General features: G+C 69.6%; 8 protein-coding genes and 1 rRNA gene. 5 read left to right on the forward strand and 4 right to left on the reverse strand.

Going from position 1 to position 13,677, the window contains the following annotated elements; genetic code table 11:
* Positions 1–676 precede the first annotated feature (676 nt).
* Entirely contained in the window at positions 677–1,684 is a 1,008-nt protein-coding gene (locus tag ACWDX9_RS50015) for a hypothetical protein (protein WP_363985635.1), read from the reverse strand.
* 462 nt (positions 1,685–2,146) lie between these two features.
* Positions 2,147–3,463 carry a KamA family radical SAM protein gene (locus ACWDX9_RS50020; RefSeq protein WP_449968339.1) on the reverse strand — a complete coding sequence of 439 codons (1,317 nt, stop codon included), beginning with the start codon at positions 3,461–3,463 and terminating at the stop codon, positions 2,147–2,149.
* Between the two features lie 178 nt (positions 3,464–3,641).
* Between ACWDX9_RS50020 and ACWDX9_RS50025 the strand changes: the two genes are divergently transcribed.
* From ACWDX9_RS50025 to ACWDX9_RS50045, 5 genes are all read left to right on the forward strand, one after another.
* A complete protein-coding gene (locus tag ACWDX9_RS50025) occupies positions 3,642–4,199 on the forward strand; it encodes a DUF1707 SHOCT-like domain-containing protein (RefSeq protein WP_363985631.1) in 558 nt (185 codons plus the stop codon).
* Between the two features lie 648 nt (positions 4,200–4,847).
* Positions 4,848–5,867, forward strand: a complete 1,020-nt coding sequence (plsX, locus tag ACWDX9_RS50030; RefSeq protein WP_449968342.1) for a phosphate acyltransferase PlsX — start codon at positions 4,848–4,850, stop codon at positions 5,865–5,867.
* A gap of 58 nt (positions 5,868–5,925) precedes the next feature.
* Entirely contained in the window at positions 5,926–8,328 is a 2,403-nt protein-coding gene (locus ACWDX9_RS50035) for an HAD-IC family P-type ATPase (RefSeq protein ID WP_449968344.1), read from the forward strand.
* Entirely contained in the window at positions 8,325–10,052 is a 1,728-nt protein-coding gene (argS, locus tag ACWDX9_RS50040) for an arginine--tRNA ligase (RefSeq protein WP_449968347.1), read from the forward strand. The genes ACWDX9_RS50035 and argS overlap by 4 nt, the downstream gene beginning before the upstream one ends.
* A 162-nt stretch (positions 10,053–10,214) precedes the next feature.
* Positions 10,215–11,504, forward strand: coding sequence for a hypothetical protein (locus tag ACWDX9_RS50045; protein ID WP_449968350.1), 1,290 nt, complete (start codon positions 10,215–10,217; stop codon positions 11,502–11,504).
* Positions 11,505–12,411: 907 nt separating this feature from the next.
* Here the strand turns inward: ACWDX9_RS50045 and ACWDX9_RS50050 are convergent.
* Together ACWDX9_RS50050 and rrf are read right to left on the reverse strand one after the other, a co-directional pair.
* A complete protein-coding gene (locus ACWDX9_RS50050; protein WP_350742559.1) occupies positions 12,412–12,795 on the reverse strand; it encodes a cell division protein SepF in 384 nt (127 codons plus the stop codon).
* A 795-nt stretch (positions 12,796–13,590) separates the two neighbouring features.
* Positions 13,591–13,677: ribosomal RNA gene (gene rrf / locus ACWDX9_RS50055) — 5S ribosomal RNA — on the reverse strand; the annotation flags it as partial.

A 13,677-nucleotide genomic window follows, 5' to 3' on the forward strand; every position in this document is an offset into this window, starting at 1 on the left:
ACCGGGGGGTGGGCGCCTGGGGCCGGGGCGCCCCCGGTCCTCCGCCCTACTGTGGGGGTTTTCCCCGCCCCCGCCCCCCCAACAACCACCCGCCCGCCCCCCCCCGGAGAGGGGGGGGGGGGCCGGGCTCGTGCGACGCCGCTGCCCTGCAGTGGCGGCGCGCTGCGCGAGCCAGGGCGTGGGCGCGTCCGCCCAGGCCCGTCATGAGATCTGCCCGCTTGCGCGGGGTCTCGCCACCCACGCGCGCCAGTGCCGTCGGCGCTCGGCACCTGTGAGCGCCCCGCCGGCCTGCCGCGTCGGTGCGAGAACGTCCCCAGTCAGCCCCCTGCCGGCCTGCCGGAGCGCCGGTGTTCCCAGTCAGCCCCCGCCGACCTACCGCACCAGAGTGACGGCACCGGGCCTGCCGGGCGGGAACGGGCGGCACGCGGACCGCCCTTCCAGCACATCGGCACGCGACGCGCCACGTCGCGGCGACGACACCGGACCTGCCGCGCCAGAGCGCCGGCAGCCGTCCGGCCCGGGAAAGGGAACACGCCGTTCAGGGAACAGCTGAAGCGCGCGAACGGGACCGCTTCGCAGCCGGTACGGCCGGTTCATGGGCGTCGGCACCTCGGACGCCCGCGAACCGTCATCCCGGCCCTCGGCGAGCCGCCGCTCTACGGCGCCTCGATCGCGTCTAGTCGCGAATCCAGGAGTCCCGCACCGAGCTCGTCAGCGAGTCGGTGGACCATCCGAGCGCGGTCAGCACGTCACCGTAGGTGCCGGTGGCCTTGGTGCCGTTGGCGGACACGACGCCCGAGGTGTCCTCGACGAGCGGCGTGAGCTCGTCCATGGAGGCGGCCTGCGCGGTGCTGGGCAGCGCCTCGATGACCGGAGCCATCTCGACCGGCGCGACCTGGCCGATCATCGGCGACAGCCGGCCGCTCGCGGCGTGCGGCAGGGCCCGCCGGGCCGCCTCGCCGAGGCCGGCCACGATCGACTCGGCCGACAGGGTCTCGACGCCCTTGCTGGTGCCGCTCATGGTCTTGGCCGTGGCCGCGCTGGTGTTCAGCAGGCTGGATCCGGTGCCCGGCAGCACGCTGTTGTTGTTCAGCTTGTTCATCGCGTCGCCGAAGGACGTGTTGAGCAGGCCCGTCGTCGCGTCGTATGCGCCGCGCAGGGTGTCTCCCTCGCTCACGACCTGGCCGCCGCCCTGCTTGCCGGACTTCACCGAGGTCGCGACGGGCTGTGCCATGCGTGCCGCCCCCGACAGGACGGGCACGGGCAGGGACTCGGTCAGGCCCCCGCCGCCGAGCGAGAACCCGCCGACGATCGGCGACAGCTCCGGCAGCGGACCGCCGAAGTTGGTGACGTCCTCGGCCGCGTTCGGCGTGGTGGAGTACCTCTGCCGGTTCTCTGCTGCGATGTCCCGCTCGACGTCCGTCATCGGACGGCTGGGCTGTGCCGCGGACTTGCCCTGAAGGCCGCCGCCCAGCAGCCCGTTCAGCTGGCCGCCGCCGATCAGCCCGCTCAGCAGGCCGTCGTTCAGCAGGCCGCCGCCCAGCAGGCTGTCGAGCGGGCTGTTGGTGCCGCCCCCGTCGCTCCTGACGCCGTTGTTCCCGACTTCTGCTTGTGCCGGCACGGCCAAAGCCGCCGCCAGGCCGAATACTGTGACGGCGACAGCCGCCTTGACTACTCGATTCATGATTGCCTTCCCGGCTCGTGATCGATCGCTCTCGAATGCGGTGGAAATGCGAATCGATAACCCCCGAAAGCCGTGGCGGGCGCGCTATGGGCACCACACGAAGCGTGCCGTCACGGCTGAGCTACGCCAGCAGTTCTACCACTCGCGGTGATCGGCCGCAGGCGCATGAAAGCCCATGTAGCAGGGGTTTGCAGGCCGGTTACCGAGTAAAGGGAGAGCGTTGAGCGGGGAGACAAAACGGGAAATAGACTGGTCTAGTTTCCAATATTGCGCGCGCCCGGTTCGGCATCACGAGCGCGTCGGTTCGGATCGCGTACGGGGAAGCTTTGGATCGCGTACACGAAAACTTGGAGCGGATCCTGGGAAATTTACGTCCCCGGCGGCCCGTGAACAAAGGGTCGCGAAAACAAATGTCACGGGCCGCGGGGGCGGTTTTTCGGTCGCGTGGGCGCGGGCGACCGGTCAGACGGGCAGCAGCGCGTCGGCGGGCTCGAACGGGAAACGTTCGGCGAAGGCCGGGCGCAGATCCGTCAGCCAGACCGCCGACGGGTCGTAGCGCGCGAAGAACGGCCGCCCCACGATTGAGGGGTCGCGCGCCTGGATGAAGTGGAGCATGAACACCTGCTCGCCCGCGATCTCGGTGACGCCGTCGACGCACACCTTGCCCGGCGTGGCCGACATCGACGGCCCGCGGACCGTGCGGCAGAGCCCCGAGACGGTCGAGTACGCGTCTCTGAAGACCTCGTACGCGCGCGCCAGCGGCACCGCGAAGTAGTCCTGGGGCCCGGTGTCACGCTCGATGAACATGTAATACGGAATCATCCCCATCTGGTGTTGCCGCCGCCACATGTGCGACCACACGGCCGGGTCGTCGTTGATCGACCTGATCAGCGGCGCCTGGGTCCTGATGGTGGCCCCGCTGCCGAGGATGCGCTTGACCGCCGACTCGACCAGCGGCGACTCCAGCTCGCGCGGGTGCGAGAAGTGCGCCATGAACGCGAGGTTCTTGCCCGCGTTCACCACCTCCTCGAACAGCCCGAGCGTGGCGTCGGCGTCAGGGTCGGTGGTGAAGCGCTGCGGCCAGTAGGCCAGCGCCTTGGTGCCGATCCTGATGGACTCGAGCTGCTCCAGATCCAACAAGGGCTCGATATATCGCCTGATGACGGTCTCACCCATGATCATCGCGTCGCCGCCGGTGATCAGGACGCTGGTGACCTCGGGATGCTGGCGAATGTAGGCCACCATCTGGTCGATGTCGTCGGAGGCGAACTTCAGGTCCGCGTCCCCGACGAACTGCGCCCATCTGAAGCAGTACGTGCAGTACGCGTGACAGGTCTGCCCTTGCTTGGGGAAGAACAGCACGGTCTCTTGATACTTGTGCTGCATGCCGGGCACCGGCTCGTCGCCCATCCTCGGGACGTTGAGCTCCTTCTGGCCGGCGGGGTGCGGGTTGAGCTGTGCGCGTACCCGGTTCGCCTCCGCCTGGATCTCGACGTTCGGCGCCTCGGCCTTGAGCAGGTCCGCCAGCCGGGCGACGTCGGCCGCGGGAAGCATGTCCTCCTGCGGGAAGACGAGCCGGTATATCGGGTCGTCGGGTGCGGCCGACCAATCTATGAGTTCATCGACGACGTAGGCGTTGGTCCGGAACGGCAGCACGGTGGCGACGGCGCGGACCTTCAGCCGCTCATCGTCGCCGAGCCCCGCACGCTTCAATAGCTCGTCAAGGTGCTTGGACGTATACGCCTTGAAGCGTCGCGTGCCAGCTTGGTTCAAGATCACTAGGCCGTTCCCATCTTTTTTGTTCGATCGCGTGTAAACCTCACGACCTTGTCGCGCGTCTACGGTTCTTAATACCCGGACGCTGTCAGGCACGTCAGCGGTTCCGCTGGACTCCAAGTTTTCCTTGAGGTTTGTGGGCACTCGCGACATATCGCGAATAGGCATACACTGATTTCTCGTGATCCATGACCCTGACCAGCGGGCCTCAGACGCCGACCGCGACCGCGTGGCCGCGGTCCTGTCAGAGGCCCTCGCCACAGGAAGACTCACCAGCGTCGAGCACGCCGACCGCCTGGACGTCGCCTACGCGGCGAAGACGGTGGGCGAACTCGTCCCCCTCACCCGGGATCTGCCCGAGGTGTCCGCGTCAAACGTCCCCGCCGCCATCGAGCAGCAGGTCATCGACTCGAAGTTCAGCAAGATCGTCCGCAAGGGGCGGTGGGTGGCCTCCCGCAACACCCGGCTGTCCGCCCGGTTCGGGGCGCTCATCATCGACCTCTCGGACGCGGTGCTGCCCGGCCGCGAGATCACCATCGAGACGAACGCCTGGTTCAGCAAGCTGATCGTGCGCGTTCCCGACAACGCGCACGTGATCGACGAGGGCAGCTCCATGTTCGGCAAGCGCAGCGTGACGGGCGGCTCGCAGGCCGACGGGCCGCTGATCCGGGTCACGGGGGCGTCGAAGTTCTCCAAGGTGATCGTGTCGCGCGGGAAGGACGACTGGAACCTCCACTGAGCCGGCGTCTCGGGGAGCCCGTTTCCCGTTCGCCCGACAACGCCCGTCCCGGCCCGGCAGCGACACCGTCCCACCGCCGTCCGTCCCACGGGCCCCGACGGTCGCACACCGCCCCCTCGTGGACCCGGCGGTCGTACACCGTGGTTCAGCGGGCCCCTCGGCCGTACACCGCGTTTTCGCGAACCTGGCGGTCGTAGGCCACGCCTTCGCGGGCCCGGGGGTCGCGGCCGGGGCGGTCGCGCGAAACCGCCGCAGACGCCGGGCCCCGATGCCACAGACCCCGCCCCGACGCCCACAGACGCCTGGACCGGTGCGGCAAGCCCGCCCCAGGCGCCGGAGCCCGGTGCGGCAGGCGCCGCAGACGCCGGAGCTCAGCGCGGCGAACCCCGCCCCGGATGCCGCAAGCGCCGAGCCCGGATGCGGCAAGTCCGAAGCGGTCACGGTGGGCGCCGGGGGTGATCCGAGCGACCGGGGTGACGGTGTGGGGAGCAGGTGGGGTGGTCAGCGAGACTGGAAGGCGCCCTCGGGGGAACCAACAGGGCCTACCCGCCGGTTAACCTGGCACCTGCCTTGCCTACGATGCGGACATACCGAGCCCGCGTTCCGGTCAAGCCGTGGCGGCGGGCTCGATGCCGTACGAGGTGATCATTGTCCGACAGCAGGCCCATCGCGATCGACGCCATGGGCGGCGACCACGCACCCCACGAGATCGTGGCGGGAGCGGTGCACGCCGTGCGGGAGCGCGGCCTGTCCGTCGTGCTCGTCGGCTCGCCCCGCGTGCTCTACGAGTCGCTCGCCGACCACGACGCCACCAAAGAGGTCCCGATCGTACGGGCCGAGGAGGCCCTGGCGATGGACGAGGGCGCGCTGGCGAGCCTGCGCCGGCCCCGCTCGAGCATCGCCGTCGCCTGCCATCTCGTACGCCGCGGCGACGCCGGCGCGGTCGTGTCCGCGGGCTCGACGGCGGGCATCGTGGCCACCGGCCGGCTGCGGCTCAAAGGCCAGCAAGGCGTGCTGAGACCGGCCATAGCGGTCCCCATCCCCACCCTCCCCAACCCCACCGTGCTCATAGACGCGGGCGCCAACGCCGAGGTCAAGCCGGAAATGCTGGTGCAGTTCGCCCAGCTGGGGACGGCCTACGCCGAGCTCGCGTACGGCATCGAGACGCCCCGGGTCGGCCTGCTCACGATCGGCAGCGAGGCCGAGAAGGGCAACAAGCTCGTCAAGCGCGCCCACGAGCTGCTGCTGGCCTCCCCCGGCCTCCGGTTCGAGGGGAACGTCGAGGGACACGACCTGCTGACCGGCAAGGTGGACGTGATCACCACCGACGGGTTCACCGGGAACGTGGCGCTGAAGACCATGGAAGGCGCGGTCCGCTACGCGTTCTCCGAGCTCAGGGCGGCCGTCACCGACAGCAGGCTGGCCAGGCTGGGCGCCGCGATGCAGCGCTCGCGCATCCGCGAGCTGCGCCGCCGCCTCGACCCCGAGGCGTACGGCGGCGCCGTGCTGCTCGGCCTGAACGGCACCGTCGTGATCGCCCACGGCTCGTCCAGGGCCGACGGGATCAGCGCGGCCTGCAAGCTCGCGGCCGACCTGTCCTCGGCCGGAATCGTGGCCCGCATCGGCGACAAGACGGCCACCACGCCTCGCTCCCACAGATTGTGGTGACGCCGTAGGGTGTGACCGATCCACAGAAACAGGGGGTTATGTGGACCGGCTCTCCACAGTGGCCAACGGACTCACTTCGGCGCAGGTGGTGGGGGCGAAGCCCAACCACGTGCCGCGGCGGTCGAGCAGGTCGCTGAGCGCGATCGTCAGGGCGAACGTCTTCACCCTGTTCAACCTCGTCATCGGCGTGCTCTGGGCGCTGGTCCTGATCTTCGGTGAGTGGCAGGACAGCCTGTTCGGCCTGGTCATCGTGGCCAACGTGCTGATCGGCATCGTCCAGGAGCTCCGCGCCAAGCGCACGCTCGACAAGCTCGCGGTGATCAACGAGGCGCCCGTACGGGTCCGGCGGGACGGCGAAGAACGGCTGGTCCAGCCCCGCCAGGTGGTCTTAGGCGACCTGATCCTGCTCGGCCCCGGCGACCGCCTGCTGGTGGACGGCGAGGTCATCGAGTCCGACGGCCTGGAGGTGGACGAGTCACTGCTGACCGGCGAGGCCGACCCGGTGCACAAGCAGCCCGGGGACGAGGTCCTGTCAGGCGGCTTCGCCGTGGCGGGCGCGGGCGCGTTCGTGGCCACGCGGGTCGGCACCGACGCGTACGCGGTGAAGCTCGCGGAAGAGGCGAGCCAGTTCCACCTCGCCCATTCCGAGCTGCGCGAGGGCGTGGCGAACTTCATCAAGTACATCACCTGGCTGGTCATCCCGATCGGCGCCCTGCTGATCTACAGCCAGCTCAAGCACTCCGCCGACTTCGGCACCGCGATCACCGGCGCGGTCGCGGGCATCGTCACCATGATCCCCGAGGGGCTGGTGCTGATGACCTCGATCGCGTTCGCCGTCGGCGTCGTACGGCTGGGCCGGCGCAAGTGCCTGGTCCAGGAGCTGCCCGCGATCGAGGGCCTGGCCAGGGTGGACGTACTGTGCCTGGACAAGACGGGCACGCTCACCGCCGGCGGCATGGACCTCGACCAGGTGCTGCCCCTGCGCGACGGCCACCCGGTCGAGGACGCGCTGGCCGCCCTGGCCCACCTCGACCACTCGCCGAACGCCACTGCCCAGGCCATCCGGGCCCGCTACCAGAGCGCCCGGGGCGGGTGGACGGCCGGTGAGACGGTGCCGTTCTCGTCAGCGCGTAAATGGAGCGGTGCCCACTTCGGCGAGCGGGGCGCGTGGGTGCTGGGAGCGCCGGACGTGCTGCTCGGCGGCGGGGACGCCTACGACCGGGCCGCCGACCTGGCCGCCACCGGCGCCCGCGTGCTCGTCCTGGGCCGCGCCCGCACCCTGCCCGCACCTCAGGCGGCCGAGGCACGCACCGAGCCGGACAGGACGCCCATCGAGGCTGACAGGACAGGCGTCGAGGCGGACGGCGTGGAAATCGAGGCGGACGGGGCAGGCGTCGAGGCGGACGACGCGGGGATCGAGGCGGTGGCGCTTGTCACGCTCAAGCAGCGCGTCAGACCCGATGCCCAGGAAACCCTCCGTTACTTCGCCAAGCAGGGCGTCACGGTCAAGATCATCTCCGGCGACAACCCCACCGCGGTCTCCGCCATCGCCACCGGCCTCGAGATCCCGGACGCGCACCGTTCGATCGACGCCCGCGACCTCCCCTACGACGACGAGGCCAAGCTGGGCGAGCTGCTCGACTCCCACACCGTGTTCGGCCGCGTCAGCCCCCGGCAGAAGCGGCAGTTCGTCACCGCGCTCCAGGCCAGGGGCCACACCGTGGCCATGACGGGCGACGGCGTCAACGACGTGCTCGCGCTGAAGGACGCCGACCTGGGCATCGCGATGGGCGCGGGCAGCCCGGCCACCAAGGCGGTCGCGCAGGTGGTGCTGCTCGACGACAAGTTCGCCACGCTGCCGCACGTCGTGGGCGAGGGACGCCGGGTGCTGGCCAACATCGAACGCGTCTCCAACCTCTTCCTCACCAAGACGTTCTACGCGATCGTGCTGTCGCTGCTGGTCGGCGTGGCCGGGGTCATGTTCCCGTTCGCGCCCCGCCACTCCACCCTGACGAACGCCCTGACCATCGGCGTCCCCGCGCTCTTCCTCGCGCTCGCGCCAACGTTCGAGCGCTCGAAGCCGGGGTTCGTCCCCAGGGTGCTGCGCTTCGCCGTACCCGCGGGGGTGTTGTGCGCGGCGGCGGTGCTGCTGTCGTTCTGGGCCGCACACAGCGGCACGTCCACGCTCGTCGAGGATCAGACGTCGGCGGTGATCACGCTCTTCCTCACCACCTGGTGGGTGCTCGTGCTGATCGCCAGGCCGCTCAACTGGTGGCGGATCGCGCTGGTCGCCTCGATGGCGGCGGCGTTCGCGATCGGGTTGACGATCCCGTTCGTACGGCACTTCTTCGCCCTCGAACCCGGCGACCTCAGCAACGATCTGACCGCCGTCGGCATCTCGATCGTGGCGGCAGTAATGATAAGCGTCGCTGTCAAGGTCGCCGGTACCCTAAGAACATGACCGACCCGCAGATAATGCTCACCGAGCGCGTCCAGCAGGCGCTGGCCCGCGCGTTCGGCTCTGAGCACGCCGACGCAGATCCGCTGATCCGGCCCTCCCAGTTCGCCGACTTCCAGGCGAACGTCGCGATGAGCCTGGCCAAGCGACTGCGACGGGCGCCGCGGGAGGTCGCCGAGGCGATCAGGACGGAGCTGTCCGACTTCCCCGGCACGATCGAGGTCAGCGGCCCCGGATTCCTCAACATCACCCTCGACGGCTCGTGGATCGAGTCCGAGGCGACGCGGATGCTGGCCGACCCGCGGCTCGGCGTCGGCACGATCACGCCGTCGCAGACCGTGGTGATCGACTACTCCGCGCCCAACGCGGCCAAGGAGATGCACGTCGGCCACCTGCGCACCACGATCGTGGGCGACTCGCTGGCCCGCCTGCACGAGCACCTCGGCAACACCGTGATCAGGCAGAACCACCTGGGCGACTGGGGCACGCCGTTCGGCATGCTCATCGAGCACCTGCTCGAGATCGGCGAGGAGGCCGCGGTCGCGCAGCTGGAGGCCGGCCAGGGCACGGAGTTCTACCAGGCGGCGCGGGCGAAGTTCGACTCCGACGACGACTTCAGGCAGCGCGCCCGGGTGCGGGTGACCACGCTGCAGTCGGGCGACACCGAGACGATGCGGCTGTGGCACGTGTTCATGGAAGCCACCGTCCGCTACTTCAACAAGGTCTACCAGCTGCTCGGCGTGACGCTGACCGATGCCGACCTCGCCGGCGAGAGCATGTACAACCCCATGCTCCAGAAGACGTGCGACGACCTCGAGGCGGCCGGGACGGCGGTGATCAGCGACGGCGCGCTCTGCGTGTTCCCGCCCGGCTTCACCGGCTCCGACGACAAGCCGCTGCCGCTGATCATCAGGAAGAGCGACGGCGGGTACGGCTACGCCACCACCGACATGGCGGCGATCCGCTACCGCGTCCACGACCTGAAGGCCGAGCGCATCCTCTACGTCGTGGGCAACGAGCAGGCGCTGCACTTCCGGATGGTGTTCGCAGGCGCGCGGCTGGCGGGCTGGCTGCCCGACTCGGTCTCGGCCGAGCACGTCCAGATCGGCATGATGCTGGGCAAGGACGGGCGCCGGTTCAAGACCCGCTCCGGCGAGTCCGTCAAGCTCATGGACCTGCTCCAGGAGGCCGTCGACCGGGCGACGGCGGCCATCGCCGACCGGGGCTACGACGAGGCCACCACGCAGGAGATCGCGCACGCCGTCGGCATGGGTGCGGTGAAATATGCCGATTTGTCGGTCAGTCACGACAGCGAGTACGTCCTCGACTTCGACCGCATGATCAGCTTCACCGGCAACACCGGCCCCTACATGCAGTACGCCACCGCCAGGATCCGCTCCATCTTCCGCAAGGCGGAGATGGCTCCGGCCGACGCGACGGGCCCCATCGTGCTGGCCGCACCGGCCGAGCGCGCGCTGGGCCTCCAGCTGCTCGGATTCGGCGAGCTGGTCTCCCAGGTCACCGCCACGTCCGAGCCACACCGGCTGTGCAACTTCCTGTTCCAGACCGCCAGCCTCTTCAGCACGTTCTACGATGAGTGCCCGGTGACCAAGGAAGGCGTCGACCCGGAGACCAGGCAACACCGGCTGGCCCTGTGCAAGCTGGTCCTGGACGTTCTGGAGAAGGGGCTCAACCTACTGGGTGTCCCCGTTCCCGAGCGTATGTAACTGGCAGTTGGCTCAAAGCCCGCAGATCCGCCGTGGGCGCGCCTTCACCTGGTTGGCGCGCCCGAACGGCTAGGCTTTACGCGGTCATGAATTGAGGCCGAAATGGGGGAGTTCTCTGCCTTGAGCACGGACCTTACTGCGAGCCCCCCAGCGGCTACGGAGTTGCATCGCTACGCTGAGGCGCTGCTCGCTCACCTCGCCGCCAAGGGCGCCGCGCCTCCCGCCGCACCAGGTTTTCGCGATATACCCGGCTATTGGCTGCCCCCGGCCATCGAAGCGCTGGTCGCCATCCTCGCGGGCGACGACCCGCTGGAGCCGCTGAGCAGGGCCGCCGGGCGTGACCAGCAGCAGACCGCGCTCTTCCTCTGCCTGGCCCTGGCGGTGTCCGGGCAGGGCAGCCGCATCCACGCCTCCTGGCTCGGCACCGCCTTCGGCGAGCTCTCACTCGACCGGCCGGTCTCCCACGGCCAGCGCTCGCTCTGGCTGGCCGCCGCCCGGGGGGCGTACGGCCCCGCCGGCAAGATCTTCGTGCTGCGCAAACTCGATGCCCTGGCCGTCCAGGAACACGCCGACCCGGAGCAATGGGTGCAGGCGCTGGTGCCGGGCGAGCCGTCGGTCGTGGTGCCGCCATCGCTGGTCGACTTCCCGGAAATGGCCGAGATCCCCGAACTGGCCAGACCCGCCATGGCGGCCGCCCGCCTCGCGAGACTGCGCGGGCGGTGCGCCGAGATCACCTCGACGCGGCAGGCCGACCAGGACACCGCCATCTCGCTCGACAACAGCTCCGGCAGCCCGGCCTCCAGCTGGGAGGAGGACGAGCCGCTCGCCATCCTGCGCTTCCTGATCGGCGTCGGCGGCCCGGCCGGCCCGATGGCCTCGCTCAACTCGTACCTGCTCGAAGACCTCCGCCCCGGCTCCGACCCGCACCTGGCGGCGATCGCCCTGCACGTGGCGGGGCCGATCCTGCGCGGCGTGGCCGAGGAGCTCGAAGCCGACAGCCGCCTCGCGCCGCCCACCACGCTCACCGTCGCCCTTCTCGGCCACCGCATCCACCTGCGCCCGGAGGGCCCGGAGGCGTCGTCGCTGGCCGCCGCCGAGGCCGCGCTCGTCGAGGACGGCGTCATGCCCCGCCCCCGTCCGTGGGCGGCCATGGTCCTGATCGTGGCCGGCATCGCCTGCCTCGTCGGGGCGGTCATCTCCAGCCGCCTGTTCGCCGCCGCCGCGGTGGCCATGATCGGCCTGGCCGGGTGGCAGCTCTGGCAGCGCCGCAAGCTCGTCGAAGCCGACGGCCGGTACGTCGCCGCCCAGGTCAGCGAGCTGAAGGAGCTGGCGGAGGGGGCGGTGTGGGCCCTGCACGCGTACGCCAGGGAGGCGGACGAGCGCGCCAAGCAGGCCACGGAGGACGCAGCCGAACTGACCCGCCTCATCCGCCGCGGCCCCCGCGCCAGCTGACCCACTCCCCACTCAGTCGGCTCACTCACGGCCACCGGACTGAACGTTACGCTCGTCAGCGCCCGTGAGACGCGGGCCGGACGCTCCCGCTCATCGGCGCGGGTGAGACGCGGGCCGGACGCTCCCGCTCATCGGCGCGCGTGAGACGCGGGCTAAACGCTGCCGCTCATCGGCTGCCTGACGTATGGGCAAGGCGCTTATGGTTGTCGGCCGCGTGAGAAACCGACAGGACGCTCGCGGTCGTCAGCCGCTTGGCGAACGGGCAGGGCGCTTATGACCGTCGGCCGCACGAGATACGGACAGGACGCTTGCGGATCGTCAGCCGCTCGACGAACGGACAAGGCGCATGCGGATGTCGGCCGCTCGACGATGCGAACAGGACGTTTGCGACCGCCGGTCCACTCGGCCAACGGCCTGGTGACTTACGTCCAACAACCCCACACCCAACTCACTGGACACTGACGGCCATCGGACTACTCGGCCACCGGATTGGCCCTCAAGGGCATCGGCCCCGCGGCCAACAAGGCGGCCTCTCACAGCCATCGGGCCTATAGTGGCCGGATTGGACACGCACGGGCATCGGGCCCTCGGCAAACGGGGCGAACACGTACGGTAATCGGCTCCGGCGGCCGTCCAGGCGGAGTGTCGTGGACGGGTGGTCTGTCAGGAAGCGCACACTGATCAGTGGACCACATCTGGGCTGTTCAGAGGGCCGGTCGTCATCGGGAACCCGCCCAGGGGCCAGCGGACTGCGACTCGCTGGCGGCCTGCCTGAATGGCCCAGGTCGGTGGCGCATCGACGATCCGCCCTCCTCACCCGGCCACCGGCTCGACCCCGCCGGGCGGTCGTGGTCAGCGCAGCCCGCCTCTGCGCGCCGACCACGGCCCAGCGGCCCGGTTACCACACTCAGGTGGTCTCGATCTCCACGTGCGCCGGCGCGAGCAGGAAGACGCGGTCGGCGATGCGCTCGATCCGCCCTTCGCACCCATAGGCCAGCCCGGCGGCGAAGTCGACCATCCTCGTCGCCTCAGGCATAGCCATGCCCGAGACGTCCATGATTACCGTCTGTCCGTCACGGAAGTGCTGGCCGATCAACGGCGCGTCGTTGTACTTGAGCGGCTGGACCATCACGATTCGTGACGAGTCGACGTTCGCGCGCCACCGCCTGGCGGCCCGCTCGGTCGCGGGGACGTACTCGTCCTCGTAGTTCTCGTCGTCGTCATAGCCTTCGTCGTAGTGATCGACCCCGCTCAGGCCAAGGTAGCTCACCACCTTGCGCACTGCCCCCATCGGCTTGTCCTTTCCTCAGGAACTCACCGTAATCGGCACGTCCCTACACATTGGACGGTAACCGACGATTCCGCATTCGCCACGCGACACGCCCAGCCCTAATTCCATTTTGTACAGCTTGCAGCCCGCTTGCATCTGGATATCCGACCACCGCCCGCCAACGGTCACGTGCGCCTCTCCACTGTCGACGCCTTCACCAGCCAAGGTTTTCCAGCCTAATCGCGCGGCGCGCTGCCTGCTGGGCTCTCCGGTTACTCGTGGGCGGATGCAGAGAGTAGTCATCGGGATGAACCACGCAGAGCCCCGCCAATTCGCCCGCGCCGACTCCGTCTCGCCGCCGAAGTCACCCTCTGTGGTCACCCGCCGAGCCGGCATGACGCCAGCCCTCTATTCGACCGTGGTCGCCTACCGAGCCCGGCCGACGCCCGTCCTCTATTCAACGGAGGCGACGGAGCCGGCAAGGGAATTCGGTGCGGGGTGCAGAGCGAGGAGGCGACGGAGCCGGCAAGGGAATTCGGTGCGGGGCGCAGACCGAGGAGACGACGGAGCCGGCAGGCGAATTCGGTGCGGGGTGCGGGCCGATGCACAGTGGGGTGGATGGGCGCGACGGCATACGTATGAGAATGCGGCGCCTGGAGCCGACGCGTCAGGCGCGTGGACACGCGTCCTGGGCCCGTCGGGTGCGGGCGGGCAGCCGGCCGCGCGAGGGAACGCCTCACAGCTCCCACCACAGCCGGCACAGCACACAAAAAAAGGGGGTCCGACGCCCAAGGCGTCGAACCCCCTCCAAAGATTGTCCGGCGGCGACCTACTCTCCCACACCCTCCCGAGTGCAGTACCATCGGCGCAGAGAAGCTTAACTTCCGGGTTCGGAATGTAACC

It is taken from the genome of Nonomuraea sp. NPDC003201 (assembly GCF_053590415.1).

Excerpts from the sequence above, each read along its gene's own strand:
- ACWDX9_RS50050 (WP_350742559.1), bottom strand. The coding sequence starts at position 12,795 with ATGGGGGCAGTGCGCAAGGTGGTGAGCTACCTTGGCCTGAGCGGGGTC.
- argS (WP_449968347.1), top strand. The coding sequence starts at position 8,325 with ATGACCGACCCGCAGATAATGCTCACCGAGCGCGTCCAGCAGGCGCTG.
- ACWDX9_RS50015 (WP_363985635.1), bottom strand. The coding sequence starts at position 1,684 with ATGAATCGAGTAGTCAAGGCGGCTGTCGCCGTCACAGTATTCGGCCTG.